This is a genomic window from Dactylosporangium sp. NPDC051541 (assembly GCF_044454505.1).
GTDB lineage: Bacteria > Actinomycetota > Actinomycetes > Mycobacteriales > Micromonosporaceae > Dactylosporangium.
Map to the genome: position 1 here is coordinate 83,197 of NZ_JBITDU010000008.1, position 23,867 is coordinate 107,063.

The window sequence follows — 23,867 nt, forward strand, 5'->3', positions numbered from 1 at the left end:
GACGTCGAGTCCATCACCTTCATCGGGCTCATGGGCGCGATGCTGCTGCTCGGCGTCGGCGCGTCGCGGTGGCGGCGGCCGCGGGACATCCACTCGCTCGAGGAGTGGGGCGTCGGCGGGCGCGCGTTCGGCAACTGGACGACATGGTTCCTGCTCGGTGGGAGCATGTTCAGTGCGTACACCTTCATCGCCGTCCCCGCCCTGACCTACGGCGTGGGTGCGATGGGCTTCTTCGCCATCCCGTTCGCGACGATCGTCACGCCGCTGTCGTTCATCTTCACCACGCGCGCCTGGTCGGTCGCGCACCGGCACGGGTTCGTGACGCCCGGTGAGTTCACCGCGGCCCGGTTCGGCTCGCGCGCGCTCGGCGCGGCCGTGGCGCTGACCGGGATCGCCGCGACGATGCCGTACATCGCCGTGCAGCTCGCCTCGCTGCAGGCCGTGCTCCGGACGGTCGGGCTCGCGGGCGAGTGGCCGCTGCTCATCGGCGTCACCGTGATCGCGCTGTGCACGTTCCGCTCAGGTTTGCGCGCACCGGCGCTGCTCTCGATCGCCAAGGACGTCCTGCTCGGCTGGGTCGTCGTCGCCGCACTGCTCATCGTGGCCATGAACGGCGGCTGGGGCGACGCGTTCCGCAAGGCCGGTGCGCACTTCGCCGCCACGCCGTCGCCGTCCGACGGGCTGGTGCTCGGCGGCGCGGCGGGCCAGACGGCCTACCTCAGTCTGGTCATCGGCTCCGCGTTGTCGATCTTCGTGTACCCCCATGCGCTCACAACGATGCTGGCCGCGAAGGACCGCTCGACGGTCCAGCGAAACTCCGCCGCACTGCCCATCTACTGCCTCGTGCTCGGGCTCATGGCCATGCTCGGCTTTTTCGCCCTGTCCCAGGGGGTCACCCCGCAGGGCCGCGATCTGAACACCGTAATGCCGCAGCTGTTCCACAACCTGTTCCCGTCGTGGTCGTCCGGGATCGCCCTGGCCGCATTCGGCATCGCCGCGCTCATCCCGGCCGCGATCATGTCGATCGCCGCCGCGAACGCGTTCACGCGCTCGATCTACCGCGCGTTTCTGCGCCCGGCCGCCACCCCGGCGGAGGAGGCCCGGGTCAGCCGCTGGACGTCACTGGTCGTCAAGGTCGGCGCGGTCGGCTGCATCCTGCTGCTCGACCCCGCGTTCTCGGTCGACCTGCAGCTCATCGGCGGCGTCATCATCCTGCAGACGATCCCGGCCGGCTTCATCGGCCTGCTCACCAACTGGTTCCACCGGCTGGCCCTGATGGCGGGCCTCGTCGTCGGCCTCGCGGTCAGCGTGGTGCTGCTGTATCGCATCCCCCAGGTCGGCCCGGCCGGGACGATCGTCAAGGAGCACTTCGGCGGCTCGATAACGACGATAAACGGTTGGCCGGTGTACGTCGGGATCGTGGCACTGGCTGTGAACCTCGCGATCGCGGTGTTCGGCACCCTGCTGCTCAAGGCCGCGCGGGTGCGCCCGGGCCAGGACCAGACCCGCCCGGACGACTACGACGCGGACGCCGACGACCCGATGGTGAAGCGCCTCGAGAACCTCCTCGACGGGCTTCCCAGCGGCCAGGCCGGCGTCCACGCCGCACCGCGTTACGTCCGTCAGAACACCCGCAACTCATAGATGCGGGCTGCGCCGCCGGTGCCTTGTTCGGGGGTACCGGCGGTGAGCCGGACGTACCGCGCGGAGACGCCACTGACCGTATGTGTCGTCGTCGCCGCCGCGTTGTTCGTAACGCTCACCGGCGTCGTCCATGTCGTGCCGTCGTTGGACACCGCGATGGTGAAGGCCTTCGTGTTGTACGCGGCCGACTCCCCGCCCGCCTGCGCGTGCGCGACCTCGAACCGGCTGATGCTCTTCGTCGCGCCGAGGTCGACCTGCAGCCAGGCCCCCGCGACGGACGAGCAGAACTTGTCGGAGTTGCCGCCGGAGACGCTGCCGTTGACGGCCTTCTCCGGCCCCTCCGACGATGTGCAGGGCGTCGAACCGGTCGCGGGCCGCCCCTGGGCCAGGTTCGTTCCGGGCCCGGTGGGCGCGCCGATCGCCACGTTGTCGAACGCGGCCGCGGCGTTGAACACCCGCACGCCGTCGGCCCCGGACGCGTAGGTCGCGTCGGTGACCGAGATCTTCGGGTTGTTCAGGTCGTCGACGTACACCTTGATCGACGAACCGATCGCGGTGACCCGGAGGTGATAGGTCGTCCCCACCGCGACCGTCAGGTTCGCGGTGCCGAGCTGCGTCCAGTTGTTCGCGGCCCGCCCGAGCACCACGCGACCGGCCGGGCTGATCCCGGCGTAGTAGCCGCTGTACGCGTCCGTCCCGTTCGCCGCGCCCGTGGTCCGGAAGATCAGGCCCGCGTCGCCGGAGCCGGCCGTCACGGTCACGTCGGCGTCGTAGCTGAAGTCGCCGAAGTTGGTGTCCAGCAGCGCCTTCCCGCCCAGCGAACTGTCGGCCTGATACCGCCCGCCCGTCGCGTTCCACCCGCCGCCGTACGTCTTCCAGCCGAGCGCGTTGCCGTCGGCGAAGTTGTCCTTGACGCGCATCGTGACCCGCGCGATCGTGCCGTCGGCGTTGAAGTTCATCCGGTCGTACGCGAGCTGCCGGTGGTTGCCGTCGCTCTCGCTCAGCGGCCGCCGGTGGTAGAAGATGTACCACGTGTCGGTGCCCGGGATGTTGACGACCGAGTTGTGCCCGGAGCCTTTCGCGACCGCCGCGTCCTGTGCGAGTACCCTATCCAGCTTTGTGAAAGGCCCGAGCGGCGAGCTCGAAATGGCGTAGGAGACCGAGTAGTCCGGTCCGGTCCAGCCGCCCTCGGACCACATCAGGTAGTACTTGCCGTTGCGCTTGAACATCTGCGGCCCCTCGGTGTATCCGCTGGGCGTGATCTCCTTGTAGGTGCTGCCGTCCGGGAATGCGCCGATGGAGGTCATGTCGGCGTTGAGCCGGGCGACGTTCGCATGCCCGTGCCCGCCGTAGTAGATGTAGGCCTGCCCGTCGTCGTCGATGAAGACGTCCTGGTCGATCGGCTGCGCCCCGTTGTAGTACTGCCCGATCAACGGCCGCCCGATGGCATCCCGATACGGCCCGGCCGGATTGTCGGCGACGGCCACCCCGATCCCACCGAGGGCCGAGTTCGTCTGAATGTCGTTGGCCGCGAAATACAGGTAGTACTTGCCGTTGCGCTGAATCGGCGCCGGCGCCCACATCGCCTGCGACGCCCACGACACGTTCGCCTTGGTGAGCACGTTCGCGTGCTTGGTCCAGGTGACCAGATCCGTCGAGGAGAACGCGTCGAGGTACGTCTGCTCGGCGTAGCTTTTCGAAGTGGTCGGGAACACCCAGTAGGTATTGTCGTAGATCGCGATGTCCGGATCGGCATACCACCCGTCGACGAACGGGTTCCCGGCCTCAGCGGTGGTGTAGTCCGGCGGCGCGGCGGCCGCGGGCAGCGCGGGCGCGAGGCCGGCGAGCAACAGGCCGGCGGCAAGCCCGGCAAGCAGACGTCGTCTCATCGGTGGCGGCTCCGATGCATCGAGAGGGATCGCTCAGGTTCCGTCAAAGATGCACACAACTCAACGACCCCGTCAAGCACTCGCAACGCCCCCGGGCCGGCCACTTCCGTCAAACGTTGCTTTTTGTTGACCCTCCGCCGTCCGTTGCCGCTTTCCCGAACCGCTCCAGCGCGGCGAGGATGGCCGACGTCGTCGCCGGCCCGCCGGTGTGCCCCGCGCCCTCGATCACCACCAGCTCGCTCCCGGGCCAGGCACGGGACAGGCGCCAGGCGTTCGCCAGCGGGCCGCCGAGGTCGAGCCGGCCGTGGATGAACACGGCCGGGATGCCGGCCAGCCGCGAAGCCCCGGCGACGAGCCGGAGCCGGGGCCGCCGTGGACGATCAGCGCCGGGCGGCCCGCCAGGTTGCCGCTGACCGCGTAATGCACCCGATGCCCGTCACCGACATCGAGCAGCCCCTCGTCGTGCGCGTCGATCGCTGGAAACATCCGCACATCGTCGCGCACGTCGTCATGCGCATGTCGTCACGCACACGTTGCGCATGTCGGCACGCGCACGTCGTCCGTGTCGTCGCGCAAAATGTCATGCACGCGTTGTGCACGTCGTGCGTGCGCACGTCGTGCATCTCGTTGTGCACGCGTCGTGCATGTCGTTGTGCACGCGTCGTGCATGTCGCGATGTGCACATCGCCCATTTCGTCGCGCACATGTCGTGCATGTCGTCGTGGATCAGCCTGCGTGCGCGCGGGCTTGCGCGCGGAGACGTGGCCGCCCGGGTCGGTGGCGGCCGGCCCGGGCGGACACTGGAGAGCGCTCTCACAGTTTTGTACGTCGATATCTCGCCTTTGTCAATCGATGGGCTTCACCATTCTGGCCAGAAGGCGGCGGCGAGGGCGGCCAGCATGACCAGGCCCCAGACGCCCCAGACCACGTGGAGGGCCGTGGTCCAAGCGGGTGAGGTGTGGGCACACGGCTCCAGGTTCGGGCGGTGGTGGCCGGCCGGGTCATAGTGCAGCTGCGTGCGGTCGCCCGGGCTGAGCGTGTCCTCGTTGCAGGTGACCCAGCCGAGGTCGGCCTCGGTCTTGGCGTCGTGCACGCGGTATCGCCACTCGCAGCCGCCGTCCGTCGACTGGCAGTTCTCCTCCATCACGACGACCGGTTTCCACTGCCCGGTGTGCACCTCGATGTCGATGGCGGTGAGCCAGACGGTGGCGGAGATGAGCACGAGCGCCGGGAGCATCATCAGCCAGCCGGCGCCCTCCCAGTCGTCCAGCGCGATCAGCGGCACGACGAACGCCAGGACCGCGAAGGCGATCCCGGCGATGACGAGCGCCCCGAGGCCACGCCAGGGGCCGGCGGCGCCGATGTGCCCGGCCCACACGGCGAGCACACCGGCGACCGCGACCACCACGGCCGCACCGAACCCACGCAACATGATCATGTCAGCACCACCGGTCCCCGTCGGACATCAGAGGCCGGGCCGGAACAGCGCGGCCAGGAACGCGACGAGCATGCAGACGCCCCAGACGCCCCAGACGAGGTGCAGGCCCGTCGTCCACGCGGTCGAGGTGTGCGCGCACGGCTCCAGGTTGGGGTCGTGGTGGCCGGTCGGCTCGACGTGGATGCGCGTATTGTCGCCGGGGTTGAGCACATTCTTGTCGCACATGATCCAGCCGAGGTCGGCTTCGGTCCTGGCGTCGTGCACCCGGTACCGCCACTGGCACCCATCGTCCGTCGACTGACAGTCCTTCTGCATCACGACGACCGGTTTCCACTGCCCGGCGTGCACCTCGATGTCGATTTCGGTGAGCGATACCGTCGCCAGGATCAGGACGGCCGCCGGGAGGATGAGCGCACAGCCGCTGTCCTCGACCTCGTCGATCGCGACCAGCGGTGCGATGAACGTCAGGATCACCCAGGCCACGGCGCCGACCAGGAAGGCCGAGAGCGCCCGCCAGAGGCCCGCGGTGCCGATCTGCCCGGCCCACACAGCCAGCCCACCGGCGACGGCCACGGTCGCCGCGCCGGCCAGCCCACGCAGGAACCTCATGTCGTCACCACCTCCGCCGCCGGCGCCCGAGGACCCGGACGAACACCCGGGCCGCCGCGAGGGTATACATCCCGGGCAATACGTCGAGACCCGCACGTCCGGATCGCCGCCGCGGCGATGCCGCCGCCGAGATGACCTGGCCACGTTGGCCAATGCCCGTCCGCGGCCCTCGCCCGGACCCGCGGCGGGGCATCAGAAGTTGCTCAGGACCGAGATGAACACGTCATTGATAGTCGATGGATTGCGGGCGTCGTAGGCGGCCGCCCGCGAGGAGCGCGCGATGCTGGACAGGGTCTTGAGGTCCGACTTGTCGCCGAAGGCGATCGCGAAGACCCGGATCGAGCGTTCGAGCGAGTCGGCGTTCACATCGCGCAACAGCGCTTCCAGGTCGTTGTCCCGGGGGTACTCGTTCTTGCCATCGGTGAGCACGACGATCGCGTTGATCCGGTCGGTCGCGTAGTGCTCGAGCATGCTGTGCTGCGCGGCGCGGACAGTGGTGTACAACGCGGTGCCGCCTTCCGGATGCAGCCCGGTGATCGCCGCGCTCAGCCGCTGTCCGTTGTCGCGCATCGGTGCGAACGGGACGACCTCCGAGTAGGGCTGCGGGCCGCCGGCCTCCTCGGTCGAGAACTGCCACAGCGACACCTCGTCGTCCGGATGCAGCCGCCGCAGACCCTGGATCGCGGCCTCCTTCGCCGCCTCGAGCCGGGTCCGCCCGCCCCCGGCCGACTCGTTCATCGAGCCGGACACGTCGATGACCAGCAGCACCCGGGCCTTCTTGCGCAGATCGTCCCAGCCGGCCAGCATCCGGGACAGCACAGCCGGGGCCGGCGGGTCGATGAGGGACAGCGGCGGCTGGCCGCCCGGCCGTCCGATCGCGGCCGACAGCGCCGGACCGGCCTGGCCCTGGTAGTCGCGGAAGCCGAGGTCGGCGAAGCGCTGCTGCTGCGCGGGCAGGCGCAGGAACTCGAGGAAGTCCGCGGCCGCCGCCCGCTGCTCGGCCGTGGCCGACGCCAGGACCACATACGGGTGATCCATCATCAACGTGCCGTCTTTCGGGTGTACTGCCACCAGCGGGACCGAGGGCCGGCGACCTTTGCCGATCTGGCCGGGGTCACCGTCCGGAGCGCCGGAGTCGTAGAGGTACACCAGCTGCTCCTGCATGGCGACGGCGCTCACGTAGGAGGTCGCGCGGCCCTGTGCGTCCGCCTCGGCCAGGTTGGCCAGGAACTTCACGGCGTCGTCGGCGTAGTGCACGACACTCGCCTCGACGCCGCGCACGAAGTCGCGGGTCTGCGCGCGGTCGAGGTCGGCCGCGGTGAGGTCACTGGACTTGCCGCTGGCCGCGTAGTACGCCGCGACCGTCGCCGCCAGACCGGACGTCGACAGGTGCGGGTTGTCCTTGCCGAGCGTGAACTTGCCCCACTCCGGGTGCCCGAGCGCGCCCCAGCCCCGCGGGTCGGCCGACAGCTTCAGCACGTCGGCCCAGCCGAGCGGCTTGTCCGGCCAGCCGAGCGCCTCGGCCATCGGCTTGGGCATCCCGATGGTCAGCGGGCTCTGCGCGATCGACGGCGCGTCGGCGCCGGGGGTGTCGGCCAGCGGCGCGGTCCTGTCCATTGTGGAGGCCCGCTCCCGGGCCAGGCCCAGCCAGAGCGACGACGAGGGCGCCCAGACCTGCGGGGCCGGGCCGCCGTCGCGCTCCGGGTTCCAGCCGGTGACGAGGGCCTCCATGGCCGCGCCCGACGTCTTCTTGTGCACGGACACGCCGGCGCAACGACCACCGAATGCGCGTCCGGCGTCGTTGTACTTCCGGGCGAGTTCGGCCAGGAGGTCGCCCTTCTCGGTGGAGGCGCTGACCTCGATCTGCACGCAGTCGGCGCGGTCGTGGTTGCCGCCGAACCCGTCGTCCGCCTCGGACTTCGGGCGCAGCCACGCGTACGTCCCGGCGACGGCGACCACCCCCACGACGATCGCCGCCGCCAGTGGCGTCCGGCGCCTCAGTCCGGCTGGCACCAGTTCCTCACTTCCGGCTTGTTGAGAGTCACGATGATCGCGATGTTGAGCACGATGCCGACGATCGCCTGCAGCACGACGCCCGACGTGAGCGTGACGAGGCCACCGAGTCCATTGAGGACACAGACGCCGATGGCGACGCGGCGGGCCCACTCCTTGCCGACGAACACGAACGCGCCGGCGGCGATCTCGGCCGCGGCCAGCACGACGTTGGCGTAGAACAGGCCGATCACATAGCCGGGCGTGTCGTCCTCGTCGGCCAGCAGGCTGACGATGAACAGCCCGAGGAGCACGCCGAGCAGGCCGAAGAAGCAGAGCAGCAGCGAGGCGGTCCAGACGTCGCGGGGCCGCTCGCGGGTGACGGGGGCGGTCATGCCGGTACCTCCGAGGTGATCTGGGGTGCGGCCGGCTCGGTCTTGTCCGGCCGGTCGTCACGGGCGAACGCCAGCCCGGCGCCGGTCAGCAGCAGCGCACCCAGCACGTAGATCGACACACTGGTGGCGGTGCCGGTGGAAGCGACGAGCTTGACTGCGATGATAGGGGCGAGCGCGCCACCCACGATGCCGGCGATCTGATACCCCATCGACGCGCCCGAGTAGCGCAGGCGGGTCGAGAACTGCTCGGCCACGAACGCCGCCTGTGGTCCGTACATCGCGGCGTGCGTGATCAGGGCGACGACGACGGCGAGCACGATCAGTCCGCGGTTGCCGGTGTCGAGCAGCGGGAAGAACGCGAACGCCCACACCGCCGCCCCGACCGCACCCGCGAGGTACACCGGCCTCCGTCCGATGCGGTCGGACAGCGCGCCGAACAGCGGGATGAGCGCGAGCTGCACCGCCGAGCCGACAAGCACCGCGGAGAGTGCATAGTCGCGCGGCAATTTCACGGTGCCGGTGACATACGTGAGCACGTAGAGCGTGAACACGTAGAACGCGACGTCCGTGCCGATGCGCGCGGCCATCGCCACGAGCAGACCCCGCGGGTGCTTCGCGAACACCTCCACCAGCGGCATCCGAGCCGTCGCCGAAGCCCCCTCGACCTCGGCGAACCGCGGCGACTCCGCGATCGCGAACCTTATCCACAGGCCGACGAAGACCAGTACCCCCGACAGCAGAAACGGCACTCGCCAGCCCCACGACAGGAACGTCGAATCCGACTGCACCGAGTTGAGGATCCAGAGCACACCGGCCGCGAGAAGATTGCCCGCCGGTACCCCCACCTGCGGCCACGACGCGTTGAGTCCGCGCCGCTCGTCCCCGCCGTGCTCCATCGTCATCACCACGGCGCCGCCCCACTCGCCGCCGAGCCCGAGACCCTGCACGAACCGTAGTGTCACCAGCAGAATCGGGGCCGCGGCGCCCCACGTGGCGTAGGTGGGCAGCAGGCCGATCAGGAACGTCGCCCCGCCCATGAGCACCAGCGTCACGACGAGCACGCCCTTGCGCCCGACGCGGTCGCCGAAGTGTCCGAACACGATCCCGCCGAGCGGCCGGGCCACGAACCCGACGGCGTAGGTGGCGAACGCGAGCAGGGTGGCGGTCATCGACTCGAACGACGGGAAGAACAGCTTGCCGAAGACGAGGGCGGCGGCCGAGCCGTAGAGGAAGAAGTCGTACCACTCCAGCGAGGTGCCGACCAGGCTGGCGAGGATGACCCGCCGTGGTGCCGACTGCCGGGCTGCGGGTTGGTGTGCCATGTCGGGCTCCTAACGGTTCGTCAGAGCGGGGCCTGTCCTGAAGGTAGAGGATTGTTCAACGATTGAGCAATAGGCTTCTCTCGATCAATGATTTCGCGCTTGACGGAGTGAGTACTCACTCCGTACGGTTGCCGGCATGACGGAACTCGCAGAACAGCCCGACAAGCCGCGGCGCCGCGCGCCGGGCATGAGCACCGAACAGCGCCGCGACATGATCCTGCAGACCGCGCTGCCGCTCGTTGCGGAGTACGGCAGCAAGGTCACCACCGCGCAGATCGCCCGCGCCGCCGGCATCGGCGAGGCGACCATCTTCCGCGTCTTCACCGACAAGGACGAACTGTTGCAAGCGGTCGTCGTGCGCGCCATGGACCCGACGAACGTCTTGCGACATCTGGAGACGATCTCGCTCGATCAGCCCCTGCCCGACCGCCTGACCGAGGCCGCCGAGGCGCTGCAGGCCCACCTCGACCGCATGGGCACGGTGATCGGCGCACTGCACTCGTCGGGCCACCCGATGCAGCGGCCGGCCCCGACCCCGGACACCCTGCGCGCGGCCACGACCAGCCGCGACGAGTCGCAGACGGCGACGAAGGCCGCGGTCGCGGAACTGTTCGAACCCGAACGGGACCGCCTGCGCCTGACCCCCGACAAGGCCGCGGCCGTGTTCCTGGGCTTCACGTTCGCCCGCGGCCGCTCACCGTTCACCCACGAATTCACCGTGGCCGAGCTGGTCGACCTGTTCCTGCACGGCGCGCTCACATGACGCGTCCCCTGGCCGTCCTCGGGGCGGTCGCCGCGCCGGCGCTGATCTGGCTGGTCACGGTGCTGGGCCTCGGCCACCACCTGATCGTCTACGCGAAGGACCCGCCGCTGGACGTGAACCTGGTGGTGGTCGTGCTCCTGGCGCTCGCCTCGGCCCTCCTGGGCTGGCTGCTGCTGGTGGTACTCGAACGGCTCACGCGCCACGCCCGAGTCGTCTGGGCGATCGCGTCGCTCGCAGTACTGCTGCTGTCCTTCGCACTCCTGCTCGATCCCGGCACGCCGATGTCCACGAAGTTCCCGCTCGGCCTGATGCACGTGGCCGTCGCGGCCGTGCTCGTGCCGGTGCTGTACGCGACGTCTCAGCGCTCGAAAGCGTCCAGCAGCTGACGTTCGGCCGCGTCCAGATAGACCGCGAGGGCCTTGTCGGCCGCTTTCGCGTTGCCCGCCGCGAGCAGTTCGTAGATCTCGCGGTTGGTGCGCAGGTACGGCTCGTGGAACTGCTGCGGTGCCGACATCACCAGGAACACCAGCCGCAGCTCGGCCAGCAGCCGCCGCACCGTCTCACTGACCCGCCGGCTCCCGGCCAGTCCGGCGACGGCCTGGTGGAAGCGCATGTTGGCGGTGCCGACCTCGACCCAGGACCCACGCCGGGCCGCCTCCTCGGCGGACTCGACGGCCTCCCGGACCCGCTCGACGGCCCCGTCCGGGGCGGAGGCCACCCCGCGCACCGCCGCCCCTTCGAGGATGCGCCGGATCGCGTACAGATCGCGCACGTCCTCGGCGGTGAGCTCGCGGACGAACACCCCGCGGTTGAATTCGTGCGTCAGCAACCCCTCATGCGACAACAACCGAAAGGCTTCGCGCAGCGTGTTGCGCGAGACGCCGAGCGCCTCGCGCAACGCCTCTTCACTGAGCCGGGTCCCGGGCGGAAAGGTTCCTTCAGTGATCCGATCCCGCAGCACATCGGCGACCCGCTCGCCGTAACCCCCACGGTCGAGCTGCGCACGATCATCCGCCAGCCGAAGGGTCCAGTCGCCGGGAGCAGCAGCACGCGTCACGCACAGCAGCATCGCACAATGCCGGATCGTTGAACAATCTGTCACAGGTTAGTCTCGCCACTGTGCCCGTGCTCCGCATCGTCGCCGCCGTCGTGCAGGACCAGAACGGCCGCTGGCTGGTCGTGCGCAAGCGCGGCACCACGGTGTTCATGCAGCCGGGCGGCAAACTGGAGCCGGACGAGACCGCGGCCGACGCGCTGGTCCGCGAGCTCGCCGAGGAGCTGGGCCTGCGGGTCGGCACCGCGCAGCTCGGCCACGTCGGCCGCTTCGAGGCCCCGGCCGCCAACGAGGCCGGCTTCACCGTCGACGCCGACGTGTTCACCGCTCCCCTGACCGGCCCGGTCGCACCTCTGGCCGAGATCGAGGAGCTGCGCTGGATCGACCCGGCCGGCCCGGGCGACCTGGCCCTCGCCCCGCTCCTGCGCGACCACCTCCTCCCCCGCACCGCCACCGGGGCGGCCCAGCTCAGGCGGCTGTAGCGAGGAAGTCGATGTACACGGTGCGGGTGGGGCCGGTCAGGGCGATCGTCGCCGGTGCGCCCTCGGCGGTGAAGCACAGTCGGGCCGGCAGTGGTGTGGTGCGCCAGGTCGTCGGCGGGCCGGCCAGGTGAGCGGCGGTGTCGAGGAGGTCGCGGAGCAGGCGGGCGGCCAGGCGGCCGAGCTCCTGGCCCGGGTGGGCGATCGCGGTGGCGTGGATGTACACGGCCCGGTACAGCAGCTCGCGGACCTGGCGCTCGTCGACCGGGACCAGCGCCGGATCGGGTGCGCCGGGTGTCGTGCGGGTCGTGAACTCGACGCCGCTGGACGGGCTGATCGGCAGTACAAACGCCAACAGCTGAGCCACCGCGTCGCCGGACGGCGCGGGCGGGGTTTGTGACTCGCGGAACGTGAAGCGGGTGGTGCGGTCGCCGGTGCGGTGCAGGAGATGCAGGGCCGTGCCGGGCGTGTCCAGCAGCAGGACATCGGGGTCGACGGCGATCCACGTGATGAAGAGCTCGCAGATGTACGGCAACAACTCCGACACCCGCGTGAGTTCGTCCGGCGGCAGGAACGCCGCGGCGCCCGCGGTCAGCCAGGACGACAGCGCGGCCACCCGCTCCGGCTGCGCGACACCGAAACGATTGACCGCCGGACGTTGCAAAACGTGCACCCGCGCCGGGAGCGTTTCGAGGCGTGCGTACCGGGCCGCCTGCTCCGGCGACGGCGGCTCGTCCCACGGGGAGAGCCACTGGATCGGGGCCGTCACCGCGGCCGCCTCGACCTCGACGGTGGGCGCCCAGCGGCGCAGGACCTGCAGGGCGGCCGGGAGCGGCGGCTGGAGCTGGACCTCGATCATGCCGATGCCCGCGTTCCATCCGGTTCCATCGAGCGGGCACGCGGTACCATCGCTGCGCACGGCATCGACGACGTTCGGTAACCATCGGGGGTGGCGGCGATGAGCGACGGCGAACCGAACGGACCGTCGCCGTGGACACGGGGCGGCCGGCACTCGGCGTCACCGTTCGACGCACCGTCACCGTGGGCAGCGCCACCGCTCCGGCCCGATGACCCATCCGAGCCGAAACCAGAGCCAGAGCCGGCGCTTGAACTCGAGCCGGAACGCGAGCCCGAACCGGAGCCGGCGCCGGAGCCCGAACCGGAGCGGGGACCGGAGCCCGGACCGAAGCCGGAGCCCGGACCGGTGCGGGGACCAGAGCCCGGACCGAAGCCGGAGCCGGCGCTCGAACTGCAGCCGGCGCTCGAACCCGAGCCGCAGCACGCATCGCCGCCCGCGCCGGTCGAGGAGCTGGAAGAACTCTCCGTAGTCGACGATTCCTACACGCTGCCGGTCACGGAGCGTGAAGCGGCACCGGATCGATACGCCCCCTCGGACCTCATGCCGCTCTGGGACCTACAGCCGACCAGCGCGCCGCCAACGCCCGCCCCCGCACCCCATCCCCGGCCCGCACCCGCGCTCGCACCCGCACCGAGACAGCCGCCGGTCGAGATGTATCCGCCAGTCGAGATGTATCCGCCGGTCAGCGCGCCGCCGCCGGTCAGCGCGCCGCCGCCGGCCAGCGCCCCGCCGCCGGTGTGGAGTCCGCCGCCGGCCAGTGCGCCGCCGAAGCCTCCGCGCGACCTCATGGGCAACCGGACAGTCGTTTCGCTCATCACCGCCGGCATCGTCGTCGCGGTCGCGGCCGTCGCAGTGCTCGGTTATGTCGCTTTGCGCTCGTCGTCCGCGAGCGACTCGCCGGCGAAAGGCGTCAAGGACGCGGTGGCCGCGATCGCCGGCGCGCACGGTACCCATGCGGAAATGACCTTCGGCGATCGCAATGGAACACTCGTCGACGCCGAGTTCACCTTGACCGCGGACGGTCTTGGCACCGGAATCGTGAGCGATCCCGGCGGCGGGCGGGCCGAAGTGCGCACGAACGGCACCCGGACCGTGGTGCGCGCGGACGCCGGCTGGTGGTCGCGGCGCGCACCGGCGCAGGCGTCGGCGCTGGCCGACAAGTGGATGCTGCCGCAGGACGGGCTCATCCTGCCGATCGACATCGGCAAGGCGCTGACCCCGAAGGGGCTGGCCGAGTCGGTGCGGTTCGCGGCGTCGGGCAATCCCAAGCCGGCGGGTACGGTGCCGTGGCTCGGCCGCGACGCCGACCTGCTCGACAACGGGGACTGGCTGGTGGTGCTCGCGCGGACCGAACCGCGCACGGCGGTCTGGTTCGGCGGACATCTGAGCGGGTTCGGGCCGTTGCAACCGGCCGGCTATCGCGCATTAAGTGGACGGTTGCTGCCAGTGCCGGACTCGGCCGGCGGGCGGTTTGTGCCCGCGTACCAGCCGTACAACGTGCCGCCTTATGTCGGTGTCACACTGTCCACACCGGACGATGCGAGCCTGTCCCAGGTGACGCAGGCCGTCGGTGAGGTGCTGCCGCCCCCGGACAAGGCCGCGGCGCCCGGTGCGCCCGCGCCGCCGGCGTCGCAGGCGAACGTGCGGCTGACCGCGCCGGCGTTCGGCACGCAGGTGAACGACGGAGCCTGCTCGGGTGACCGGTGCTCGTGGACGGTGAAGGTGACGAACAAGGGCAACGCGCCGTGCGACATCACCGCGATCGCGACGGTGAGCCCGGGCATGGCGCCGGTCAGCGCGCACCTGGGCGTGCTCGACCCCGGCCAGTCCGTTTCGACACCGTCGATGAGCTATGTGCGCACGACTTCCGGCCAACAGAGCAAGAACGCGCAGGTGTACTGCCCATCGCTCGACGGTCTCGACCCCGCTCCGCGCCAACGTCTGGCCGCGCTGCAGCTGGACCCGTCGAAGTCCCCGAAGGTCGCGCAGCTCGACCCGGCCCTGCAGACGGTGCTGCTGGGTGCGGCCGACGCGATGACCCGCGGCCGGACGTCGCTGAACGCGCAGGACCGGGAGCGGTTCCTGGCCGCACTCGACCTGACGATCGCCGGCCAGCTCATCCCCGAGGTCCAGGCCATCACCGGCGCCGGCCGCGTGGAGAACCTGGACGCGCTCACCGGCATCCTGCGCAATGCCTCCGGTGCCGCCGACGCCCAGCTGCAGCTGCCGTTCCGCCGCGCGCTCGAGTTCGCCGCGAACCTGCTCCGCAACGACCCGAACGCGCGGCTGCGGCTGGACGAACAGACACCGACGGTCATCGACACGACGTCCAACAAGGTCTACCGGCTCGCCGCCGTCACCGGTGACCGGCTGCTGCCGGACAAGCCCGCGGCCGCGCCGGACGGCCTGGCCACGGTCCTCGTGGTGTACCTCGAGCCGACCCGGCCCGAGCACGACCTCGACCGCCCCGGCTTCGCCCGCGTGCTGCACGACCCGCGCAACGTCAAGGTCGCGGCGGACACCCTGTGCCCGAACCGGCAGCCCGCGATGGCCGAACTCGTCCTCGTCAACCGGCACGGCGAGCAGCGATGGACAGCCGCGCAACTACACGAACTGGCCGACGCCTGCCCCTGATGCACAGTGCCGCTTTTCCGACAGCACAAGTCGTTCCAAAGCGAATTGCAAGTCGCCGTTCCTACCCTCCTGGTGACCGCGCAAGCCGGCGGCCCATAACCCGGAGGAAGAACCAGACCATGAAACACATAGCGGTTGTACTCGCCGGCGCCCTCACGCTCGGGGCGCTGGCCGGCTGCGAGGCGTCGGTCACCACCGCGCCGGCGAAGGCCAAGGCCATGGCGTCCCCGACCCCGTCCAAGCCGCCGCTCCCGCCGAAGGAGGCGCTGACCGAGGCGGGGAAGGCGCTGGACACCACCGCGTACAACTTCGCGCTCAAGCAGGGCGACATGACCGGCGGCGGCCGCGTCGACCCCAAGACCCACGCGGCGGTCCTGGACATGGGCGGCGACGTCGACCTGGGCACGGGCAGCACCACGCACATGTCGCTCGCCTACACGGTCGTGAAGCCGGACCTGTGGCTGAAGGCCGACTTCGGCGACATGCTCAACAAGGAGTACGAGCTGCAGCCGGGCGGGTGGCTGCACATCGACCGCACGAAGATCACCGAGACCGCCCACCCGGTCGACGAAGACGGCGACCCGGAGATCGGCGTCACCGAGCTGCTGACCGGCCTCGTCGAGGTCACTCGGCCGGACAAGACCCACTTCACCGGCACGATCGACGTCACCGACGTCGGCGGCATCATGGCCCCGTCGGACGGCACGCTCAAGAACGCCGGCGCGAAGGCCAAGTCCCTGCCGTTCACGGCGATGGTCGACGAGCAGGGCCGCCTGACGACGTTCGCCATCGACGGCGCCGCGGTCGACCCCGACCTGTCGACCCAGCTGACGTTCACCGGCTTCGGCTCGGTACTCCCGGTGACCGCCCCCACCAGCGCCACCGAGGCAACCCCGAAGGTCTACGAACTCATCGGCTGACGCGTGGAAGCCCCTGACGAGTGCCTGCAGTACCGCCGGTGATGCGCTCCCATCACCGGCGTGCTGCCACCCATCAACGATACTTATCGTGGCCGCGGGACCACAGAAAGTCAGCGATCGGCGGCAGGCCCGGTCAGCGGACCGCGGGGCTTAGGTCGGGCCTGGTCGGGTACAGCTGCCGTATGGACGACAACACACCGATCATCTCGGGGACACCGGCCGCCGCGCGCACCGTCGACGCGTCCGGCGAGCACGAGGCCCGGACGGGCGCGGAGCAGGAGTGGACGGCGGAGGATCTGGCGGTGGCCGAGGGGCGCGACGCCACGCCCGAGAACGTGCGCCGCGCTCAGCAGGAGCTGGACGAGCTCGGGCCGGCCGCGATCGAGAAGACCGTTCCTTAGGAGCGGCTGAACGCGGGCGCGGCTGAACTTTGCCGCCGCCGGCTCCGTACGAGCTCTCGGACAGATTCCTCCAGGGAGGGCTCGCATGCGCGTCAGACCGGTCGTGGCCGTGCTCCTCGCGGCGTTGGTGCTGTTGCCGGCCGGGTGCGGTGGCTCCGGCCACGCGACCGCGCCCAAGTTCGACGCCAAGGCCGCGGCCGCCTCGGACGGGCCGGTCGTGCCGGTCACGGCCTCCGCTTCGGCGACGGCACCGGCCGTGCCCGCGGTCGTCCCCGACACGCTCAAGTTCACCGGCACCACCCTCGACGGGCAACCGTTCGACGCCGCGAAGTTCGCCGGCCGGCCGGTCGTGCTGTGGTTCTGGGCGCCGTGGTGCGCCGTCTGCCTCGGCCAGGCCTCGACCGTCGGCGACCTGGCCAAACAGTACAACGGCAAGGTCGCCATGGTCGGGATCGCCGGGCTGGACCAGAGCACGAAGGCCATGAACGAGTTCATCGCCGAGGGCGAGGTCGGCAACGTCACGCACGTGAAGGACTCGGCCGGCGCGATCTGGCGGAAGTTCGGGGTGACCCAGCAGAGCTTCTTCGTGATGATCGACCGCAAGGGCAAGATCCAGCTGAACGGGTACCAGGACACCGTCACGCTTGGTCAATGGGTCGCCTATCTGGATCAGCACTGAGCATGCTGCTCCTGGCGCTCGCGGCCGGTGTGCTCGCCGCGGTCAATCCGTGCGGTTTCGCGCTGCTGCCGGCGTACCTGTCGCTGCTCGTCATCGACGAGGGCGAGTCGCGGCGGCGCGCGGTCGGTCGTGCACTCCTGAGCACGCTCGGCCTGACCATCGGGTTCGTCGGCGTGTTCGGTCTTGTCGGCGCGGCCCTGACCCCGATTCTCGGCTGGCTCCCGGAGCGGCTGCCGTGGTTCACGATCGGGTTCGGCCTGCTCCTGGCCGTGCTCGGGGCCTGGCTCACGGCCGGCCGCCGCCTGCCCGCGCTGCCGTGGCGGCCGTCGCGGGCCCCAGCCCTGACGCGTTCACTGCCGTCGATGGTGCTCTTCGGCGCGGCGTACGCCCTGGCCTCCCTGAGCTGCACGATCGGCCCGTTCCTGGCCATCGTCGTGTCCAGCGCCCAAGCGTCGTCCACAGTGGACGGCATCACGCTGTACGTCGCGTACGCCGCCGGCATGGGCTCGGTCGTCGGCGCCGCCGCCCTGGCCGTCGCCCTGCTGCACACTTCACTGCTCACTCGCGTCCGCCGGTCCGGCCCGCTGCTGAACCGCGCAGCCGGCGTGCTCATGCTGCTCACCGGCGCGTACGTCGCGTACTACGGCTGGTATGAGCTCCGCCTGGCCACCGACGGCCCGCGCGCCCTGCGGGACCCGGTGATCCGAGCCGCCGCAAACGTGCAGGAGTGGCTGGCCGGAGGCCTGGACGCGGCCGGCGTGACAGTTGTTACTGCAGTTTTCGTGGTACTCCTAGTGGCCGCACTGGCATTCAGCCGTACCCGGACCACAGACACGCCGCTCCCCACCCGCCAGCGATAACCCGCTCCAGCACCCGCTTCGATCCGCACCGCCGCCGAGCCCCACCTGCTTCCGCTCTGGTGCAGCTCCCGGCGCTGAGGCTGCTCAGACTGCGTTGTTGCTCCCGCTGGGCTCCGGCGGCAGCATGACGCGGGTCGTCGCCGGTTGCTGTCGTGCTCACCGATTCGGTCGTGCTCATCTGCGCGCTCGTGCTCGGTCGTGCTCATCTGCGCGGTCGGGCTCATCTGCGCGGTCGTGCTCACCTGTGCGGTCGTGCTCACCTGTGCGGTCCGGCCAGGCCGTGCTCGTAGGCGAACACGACGACCTGGACACGGTCGCGCAGCGAAAGCTTCGCCAGTAGCCGGCCGACGTGCACCTTGACCGTCGCCTCGGACAGGCGCAGGCCCGCGGCGATCTCGGCGTTGGACCGGCCGGCGGCCACGTGGGTCAGCACCTCGCGTTCCCGTTCGGTCAGCCGGTCGAGCCGCTCGTCGCGAACCGTCCGCCCGGTCGCCGGGTCCGGCAGGTGCGGCCGGAACGTATCCAGCAGACGCCGGGTCACAGCCGGCGCGACCACCGCATGGCCACCGGCGACCGAACGGATCGCGGTCACCAGGTCGTGCGGCGGCACGTCCTTGAGCAGGAACCCGCTGGCCCCGGCCCGCAGCGCCGCATACACGTACTCGTCCAGGTCGAACGTCGTCAGCACCAGCACCCGCGCGGCCACACCGGACTCGACGATGCGCCGGGTCGCCTCGATACCGTCCATGACCGGCATGCGCACATCCATGAGCACAACGTCAGGCTGCAGCGCCCGGGTCATGGCGATTGCCTGCTCCCCGTTGCCCGCCTCACCGACGACGGCCAGGTCGGGCTGCGCCTCCAGGACAAGCCGAAACCCGAGCGACAGCAGCGGCTGATCGTCGACCAGCAACACCGACACCGTCATGCCTCCACGCCCCGCATCTCCTGGCCCCGCATCTCCTCGTCCCGCATCGCCGCGCCGGTCCGCTCGACGGCCGGATCACCGAACGCGCCCGCAGCCCCCGCCCGGTCCATCCGGCCACCTACCGGCAACTCGAACGTCAGATGCGCGCTGACCTGCCAGCCCACTCCCCCGGACCGCGGCCCGGCCTCGACTCGCCCACCGTAAACCGCAGCCCGCTCCCGCATCCCGGCCAGCCCATGCCGGTCAACACCAGCTGACCCGCCCACCGCCCGACCGTCACCATCACCGTCACCGTCACCCCTGGCGCCGCTGTTGCCACCACCACGACCTCCGCCTCTGCTGTTGCCGTCACCATCACCGCTGCCGCCGCCGTCGTCGCGGATGGTGAGGTCGGCGTGCTGGTCGCCGTAGCGCAGCCGCACCTCGGCCCGCGCGTCCGGCCCCGCGTGTTTGAGCGTGTTGGTGAGCGCCTCCTGCACGATGCGGTACACGACCAGGCCGGCCCCGGGACCCCACGGCCCCGGCGTGCCCTCCCGCACGATGTCGACCCGCAGGCCGGCCGCCCGCACGCCGTCGACGAGCTCGTCCAGGTCGTCGAAGCCGGGTCGCGGGGCCCGTTCGGCGCCGGCGGTACCCCGGCGGAGCAGGCCGACGAGCCGGCGCATGTCGTCGAGGGCCTGCCGGCCGGTCGCCGACGCCTGTCGCATCACGTCCGCGGCGCGCAGTGGGTCGGCCGGGACGGTCGCGGCGGCCCCGTCGGCCAGGGCCACCATGACGGCCAGGTTGTGCGCGACGATGTCGTGCATGTCGCGGGCGATGCGCGTGCGCTCCTCGGCGACGGCCAGCCGGGCCTGCCGGTCCCGGTCGAGCTCGAGCCGGCGGGCGCGGTCCTCCAGCGCGGTGAGGTACCCCTGCCGCGTCCTCTGATTGATGCCAATGAGCGCCGTCACGACCGTCACCGCGGTCACAGCCGCGAACGCCGTCCACGGGAACGCGTCGTCGAGCCGGTTGAGCCAGCCCGGCAGGATCACCGCCGCCGCCCCCGCCCACACGAACCGCGCCGGCCGGTGCCGGGCCACCGCGTGCAACGCCGTGAGCGGCACGAACAGCCCAGCCGGCGACTCGATCTGCGCCGGCCCGACCAGGACGAGCAGAACCGCGCTGCCCCAGAGCACGAGATTGGGGGCCCGGCGCCGCCAGATCAGCGGCACCGGCAACAGCACACAGGCAACCCAGTCGAGCAGATCACCGCCGTGCTGCGTCGCCCCCGTACGCCCAGTGAGCACGATCGCGCACACCGCCGCGACCGCAGCCGCCACCGCAATGTCCCGCCGCAGCCCCGCCATCGCCACCGCTACCGACCCCGCCGGCGTGACGTCCCCGTGCGGCCCTGACCCCGCCACCGCGATCGATCCCGTCGACGCGATGTCCCGGCGCAGCCCCGACCCCGGCACCGCCACGGGCCCGGCACGGCTACCGATCCCGCCGGCACGACGTCTCCACGCAGCCCCGACCCCGGCACCGCCACGGGGCCCGGCACGGCTACCGATCCCGCCGGCACGACGTCTCCGCGCAGCCCCGACCCCGGCACCGCCACGGGGCCCGGCACGGCTACCGATCCCCCCGGCACGACGTCTCCACGCAGCCCCGAACCCGGCACCGCCACGGGGCCCGGCACGGCTACCGATCCCCCTGGCACGACGTCTCCGCGCAGCCCCGAACCCGGCACCGCTACGGATCCCGTCGACGCGATGTCCCGGCGCGGCTCTGTCCCCGGCACGGCTAGGGATCCCGTCGGCGCAGCGCGGCACCGCCCGCGGCGAGCACGGTCACCACCCACGCTGCCAGCACCAGCGCGGCGGGCCCGGGCGACAGGAAGCGTGAGGCTTCACCGCCCGGGAGTGCGTACATGGCCTGCGCGGCGGCGACGGGCACGAACCGCACCACGTCGTCGGCCACATCCGCGGGCAGCACGGCGCCGAGCAGGGCGGGCAGGACGAGCATCGACAGGACGTACACGGTGATCGCCGCCGCCGTGTGCCGCAGCAGCGCCCCGATCCCGAGGCCCAGCAGCGCCAGCGCGACCGGTGCGGCGGCGGCGCCGAGGGTGGCCCGCACCAGGCCGTCATCGCTGAGCGAGAACCGGTCCACGGCGGGCGTGAACGCGTATTCGGCCAGCAGCGACGCCGCACAGACGACCAGCATCAGCGGGGCCGCGGCCGCCGCCAGGACGAGGGCCTTCGCCCACAGCACCGGCAGCCGGCGCGGCACCGCGGCGAACGTCGCCCGGATCAACCCCGAGCCGTACTCACCCGTCACCATCACCATCCCGAACACTCCGAGCACAATGGAAAAGACATCGATCGCCAGAAACGCCTGCTCCGGCTTGTGTTCCTCGGCGGACGCGCCGATCGCCGCCGCGAGCCCGATCGCGAGCACGCCGACGACGGTGAACACGAGCCAGGTCGAGCGCAACGCCCAGAACTTCCCCCATTCCGCGTGAACGATCCGGCGGAAGCTCGTCCCGGCCTTCACGCCGCCACCCCGTATTCAACACTCCCGCGCGTTAGCTCCATGTAAGCGTTCTCCAGCGACGGTCGATGCGTCGTCAGCTCGTGCAGGGCGATGCCGTGCTGCGCGGCCAACTCCCCGATCACCGCGGCGTCGACACCTTCGACCTCCAGCCCGTCTGCCGTTTCGCGCATCCGCGCACCGCCCGGCTGCGCACCGTCCGACTCGCGCCTCCGCGCACCGTCCGTTTCGCGCATCTGCGCGATGTGCGGTTTGGGCATCCGCGCACTGTCCGACTCGCGCAGCTGCGTAGTGTGCGATTCGACCATCCGTGCACTGTCCGACTCGCCCAACCGCGCAGTGTGCGGTTCGACCATCCGTGCACTGTCCGACTCGCCCAACCGCGCAGTGTGCGATTCGACCATCCGTGCACTGTCCGACTCGCCCAACCGCGCAGTGTGCGGTTCGACCATCCGTGCACTGACCGACTCGCGCAGCTGCGTAGTGTGCGGTTCGACCATCCGTGCACTGTCCGGATTGTGTAGCTGCGCAATGTGGGAATCGAGGAGCTCGCGCAGTTCGTGCAAGCGCGGTGACCGCACGAGGCACCGTGCGCCGCGCACTCGCCCCACCATGTCGGTCATGCTCTCGTCGGCGAGCAGGCGGCCGGCGCCGACGATGAGCAGATGCTCGGCGGTGAGCGCCATCTCGCTCATCAGGTGGCTGGACACGAGCACGGTCCGGCCCTGCGCTGCCAGGTCCTTGAGCAGCGTCCGGATCCACAGCACGCCGTCCGGGTCGAGGCCGTTGACCGGCTCGTCGAGGATCACCACCGCCGGGTCGCCCAGCAGTGCCGCCGCGATCCCCAGCCGCTGCGCCATCCCGAGCGAGAACCCGCCGGCCCGCCGATCGGCGACGGCCGCCAGACCGACCCGCTCCAGAACCGCCTCGACCCGCGCCGCCGGCAGCCCGTGCGTGCGCGCCAGCCCGAGCAGGTGCTGCCGCGCCGTCCGTCCCTTGTGCACGGACCGCCCGTCCAGCAGCGCGCCCGCTTCGCAGAGCGGGGCGGCGTGATCGCGGTACACCCGCCCGTTGATCCGCACCCTTCCCGCGGTGGGCCGGTCCAGCCCGATCATCATCCGCATCGTCGTGGACTTCCCGGCCCCGTTCGGCCCGAGGAACCCGGTGACCCGCCCCGGCCGCACGACGAACGACAGTCCGTCCACGGCGGTCGCGGCCCCGAACCGTTTCGTCAGCCCGTCAACCTCGATCATGCCTTCGACGCTATGGACTCGACCGGCCGCGCGAATCCGTCCGAGGTCGGTCAGAATCGTGCAGGAACGTACGACTCTGGTCGTACGTCACACCGTGATGACGACCTTCGCCCGGGCGTGCTCGATTTCCAGGTACCGCACCGCGTCCGCGGCCCGGGCCAGCGGAAACGTCCGGTCGACGGCCGGGACCAGCACGCCTGACTCGACATACTCGCGCAGCGTGGTGAGCATCTCCGTGCTCGGCGGGACGTTCGCCATCTGGATGATGCGGCGATTGCCGAGCTTCGCCGCAAGGGTCGCCCGGATCACCAGGCCCAGGGGCCCGAACACGGTCGGCCGGCCGCCGCCGGAGACCCCGCCACCGGCGAGGACCGCGCGCCCGTTGGCGGTCAGGGCCCGCTGCAGCTCACGCAGGGAACGGTTGCCGACCAGGTCGAGGATCACGTCGTACCGCGGCCCGGCCCGGGTGAAGTCGTCCCGGTTGTAGTCGATGACGTCGTCGGCCCCGAGCTCGGTGACCAAGCCGAGATTGCGCGCACTGCACACATTGGCGACCGTTGCTCTAAAAGCCTTTCCCAGTTGTACTGCGAACGTGCCCACGCCACCGGAAGCGCCGTTGACCAGGAGCGTCTCGCCCGGCTCGAGCTTGGCGAAGTCCCGGAGCGCGGCCAAGGCCGTGGTGCCGGCCAGCGGTACCGCCGCCGCTTGTTCGAACGTCAGTCCTGCCGGTTTGTGCGCGAGGAGTCGATCGGAACACAGACGAACTCAGCGAACGCGCCGTCTTGTTCGCGGCGGTCACCGTACACCTCATCGCCGGGTTTGAATGTTGTGACGCTCGTGCCGACGGACTCGACGACGCCCGCGAAGTCGCTGCCCCGGACCGTGTTGCGCGGGGTCCGGGGCCGAACGTGAGCCGGGCCAGGTATGGATCGCCGCGCATGATGTGCCAGTCCCGCGCGTTGACCGCCGCCGCCCGGACCCGGACCAGGATTTCGCCGTCGCGCGGGGCGGGCGGGTCGATCTCGCACAGCCGCAGCTGCTCCGCGGAGCCGTACCGCTCCTGAACAATCGCCTTCATGCATCGATGGTCGGCTTCGCGCAGCAGTCGCTCATCGACACAAGGGCCGGAGCTTTCCCGCACCAACGGCGGCCGAAAGTCCGAGCCTCACCGCCCCAGCGTCGCAATGAGCGAAGACGACAAGTTCACGCACCGACG

The 23,867-nt window shown here is 70.8% G+C and carries 21 protein-coding genes and 2 pseudogenes; 9 read left to right on the forward strand and 14 right to left on the reverse strand.

The annotated features are described in order from the left end of the window. Nucleotides 1-30: 30 nt before the first annotated feature. Nucleotides 31-1,644: a sodium:solute symporter gene (locus tag ACIA8L_RS32165; protein WP_395910926.1), complete on the forward strand. Its 1,614-nt coding sequence runs from the start codon at nt 31-33 to the stop codon at nt 1,642-1,644. On the opposite strand, the gene ACIA8L_RS32170 is transcribed toward ACIA8L_RS32165, so the two are convergent. The 7 genes from ACIA8L_RS32170 to ACIA8L_RS32200 form a co-directional block, all read right to left on the reverse strand. Beyond that, a complete protein-coding gene (locus tag ACIA8L_RS32170; RefSeq protein ID WP_395910353.1) occupies nt 1,623-3,533 on the reverse strand; it encodes a family 43 glycosylhydrolase in 1,911 nt (636 codons plus the stop codon). The two genes, ACIA8L_RS32165 and ACIA8L_RS32170, sit on opposite strands and share 22 nt — an antisense overlap. 109 nt (nt 3,534-3,642) lie before the next feature. Continuing rightward, complete coding sequence (locus tag ACIA8L_RS32175) at nt 3,643-3,849, reverse strand: hypothetical protein (protein ID WP_395910354.1); 207 nt, start codon at nt 3,847-3,849, stop codon at nt 3,643-3,645. A gap of 543 nt (nt 3,850-4,392) precedes the next feature. Next, nucleotides 4,393-4,971, reverse strand: a complete 579-nt coding sequence (locus ACIA8L_RS32180; protein WP_395910355.1) for a hypothetical protein — start codon at nt 4,969-4,971, stop codon at nt 4,393-4,395. A gap of 27 nt (nt 4,972-4,998) precedes the next feature. Beyond that, entirely contained in the window at nt 4,999-5,580 is a 582-nt protein-coding gene (locus ACIA8L_RS32185; protein WP_395910356.1) for a hypothetical protein, read from the reverse strand. Between the two features lie 192 nt (nt 5,581-5,772). Next, the gene (locus ACIA8L_RS32190) at nt 5,773-7,593 is read right to left on the reverse strand and encodes an extracellular solute-binding protein (protein ID WP_395910357.1); all 1,821 of its coding nucleotides are present in this window, start codon (nt 7,591-7,593) and stop codon (nt 5,773-5,775) included. Next, a complete protein-coding gene (locus ACIA8L_RS32195; protein WP_395910358.1) occupies nt 7,578-7,967 on the reverse strand; it encodes a hypothetical protein in 390 nt (129 codons plus the stop codon). The genes ACIA8L_RS32190 and ACIA8L_RS32195 overlap by 16 nt, the downstream gene beginning before the upstream one ends. Beyond that, complete coding sequence (locus ACIA8L_RS32200) at nt 7,964-9,289, reverse strand: MFS transporter (protein ID WP_395910359.1); 1,326 nt, start codon at nt 9,287-9,289, stop codon at nt 7,964-7,966. Before ACIA8L_RS32200 ends, ACIA8L_RS32195 begins: the two co-directional genes overlap by 4 nt. Nucleotides 9,290-9,425: 136 nt before the next feature. Between ACIA8L_RS32200 and ACIA8L_RS32205 the strand changes: the two genes are divergently transcribed. Next, nucleotides 9,426-10,052 carry a TetR/AcrR family transcriptional regulator gene (locus ACIA8L_RS32205; RefSeq protein ID WP_395910360.1) on the forward strand — a complete coding sequence of 209 codons (627 nt, stop codon included), beginning with the start codon at nt 9,426-9,428 and terminating at the stop codon, nt 10,050-10,052. After that, entirely contained in the window at nt 10,049-10,438 is a 390-nt protein-coding gene (locus ACIA8L_RS32210; protein ID WP_395910361.1) for a DUF6069 family protein, read from the forward strand. Before ACIA8L_RS32205 ends, ACIA8L_RS32210 begins: the two co-directional genes overlap by 4 nt. On the opposite strand, the gene ACIA8L_RS32215 is transcribed toward ACIA8L_RS32210, so the two are convergent. Further along, nucleotides 10,411-11,109 carry a GntR family transcriptional regulator gene (locus ACIA8L_RS32215; protein WP_395910362.1) on the reverse strand — a complete coding sequence of 233 codons (699 nt, stop codon included), beginning with the start codon at nt 11,107-11,109 and terminating at the stop codon, nt 10,411-10,413. The two genes, ACIA8L_RS32210 and ACIA8L_RS32215, sit on opposite strands and share 28 nt — an antisense overlap. 62 nt (nt 11,110-11,171) lie before the next feature. Here ACIA8L_RS32215 and ACIA8L_RS32220 point away from each other — a divergent pair, with 62 nt between their 5' ends. Then, complete coding sequence (locus tag ACIA8L_RS32220) at nt 11,172-11,588, forward strand: NUDIX domain-containing protein (RefSeq protein WP_395910363.1); 417 nt, start codon at nt 11,172-11,174, stop codon at nt 11,586-11,588. Here the strand turns inward: ACIA8L_RS32220 and ACIA8L_RS32225 are convergent. Then, nucleotides 11,575-12,444 (reverse strand): hypothetical protein, encoded by an 870-nt coding sequence (locus tag ACIA8L_RS32225; RefSeq protein WP_395910364.1) that lies wholly within the window; start codon nt 12,442-12,444, stop codon nt 11,575-11,577. The genes ACIA8L_RS32220 and ACIA8L_RS32225 overlap by 14 nt on opposite strands. A 345-nt stretch (nt 12,445-12,789) precedes the next feature. Here ACIA8L_RS32225 and ACIA8L_RS32230 point away from each other — a divergent pair, with 345 nt between their 5' ends. The 5 genes from ACIA8L_RS32230 (at nt 12,790) to ACIA8L_RS32250 (ending at nt 17,938) form a co-directional block, all read left to right on the forward strand. Continuing rightward, nucleotides 12,790-15,078: a hypothetical protein gene (locus tag ACIA8L_RS32230; protein ID WP_395910365.1), complete on the forward strand. Its 2,289-nt coding sequence runs from the start codon at nt 12,790-12,792 to the stop codon at nt 15,076-15,078. 119 nt (nt 15,079-15,197) lie between these two features. Beyond that, a complete protein-coding gene (locus ACIA8L_RS32235; RefSeq protein WP_395910366.1) occupies nt 15,198-15,998 on the forward strand; it encodes a hypothetical protein in 801 nt (266 codons plus the stop codon). A 182-nt stretch (nt 15,999-16,180) separates the two neighbouring features. Then, nucleotides 16,181-16,399 (forward strand): hypothetical protein, encoded by a 219-nt coding sequence (locus tag ACIA8L_RS32240; RefSeq protein ID WP_395910367.1) that lies wholly within the window; start codon nt 16,181-16,183, stop codon nt 16,397-16,399. Nucleotides 16,400-16,484: 85 nt separating this feature from the next. Continuing rightward, the gene (locus tag ACIA8L_RS32245) at nt 16,485-17,078 is read left to right on the forward strand and encodes a redoxin family protein (protein WP_395910368.1); all 594 of its coding nucleotides are present in this window, start codon (nt 16,485-16,487) and stop codon (nt 17,076-17,078) included. A gap of 2 nt (nt 17,079-17,080) precedes the next feature. Next, the gene (locus tag ACIA8L_RS32250) at nt 17,081-17,938 is read left to right on the forward strand and encodes a cytochrome c biogenesis CcdA family protein (RefSeq protein ID WP_395910369.1); all 858 of its coding nucleotides are present in this window, start codon (nt 17,081-17,083) and stop codon (nt 17,936-17,938) included. A 256-nt stretch (nt 17,939-18,194) separates the two neighbouring features. Here the strand turns inward: ACIA8L_RS32250 and ACIA8L_RS32255 are convergent, their stop codons facing one another. The 5 genes and pseudogenes from ACIA8L_RS32255 to ACIA8L_RS32275 all read right to left on the reverse strand — a co-directional run bounded on the left by ACIA8L_RS32255 (nt 18,195) and on the right by ACIA8L_RS32275 (nt 23,729). Continuing rightward, nucleotides 18,195-18,866: a response regulator gene (locus tag ACIA8L_RS32255; protein ID WP_395910370.1), complete on the reverse strand. Its 672-nt coding sequence runs from the start codon at nt 18,864-18,866 to the stop codon at nt 18,195-18,197. Further along, the gene (locus ACIA8L_RS32260) at nt 18,863-20,212 is read right to left on the reverse strand and encodes a sensor histidine kinase (protein WP_395910928.1); all 1,350 of its coding nucleotides are present in this window, start codon (nt 20,210-20,212) and stop codon (nt 18,863-18,865) included. Before ACIA8L_RS32260 ends, ACIA8L_RS32255 begins: the two co-directional genes overlap by 4 nt. 436 nt (nt 20,213-20,648) lie before the next feature. Continuing rightward, nucleotides 20,649-21,401, reverse strand: a complete 753-nt coding sequence (locus ACIA8L_RS32265; protein ID WP_395910371.1) for a hypothetical protein — start codon at nt 21,399-21,401, stop codon at nt 20,649-20,651. 539 nt (nt 21,402-21,940) lie between these two features. Beyond that, nucleotides 21,941-22,651: pseudogene (locus tag ACIA8L_RS32270) on the reverse strand (ABC transporter ATP-binding protein); the annotation flags it as partial. 87 nt (nt 22,652-22,738) lie between these two features. Beyond that, nucleotides 22,739-23,729: pseudogene (locus ACIA8L_RS32275) on the reverse strand (NAD(P)-dependent alcohol dehydrogenase). Nucleotides 23,730-23,867: the final 138 nt, after the last annotated feature.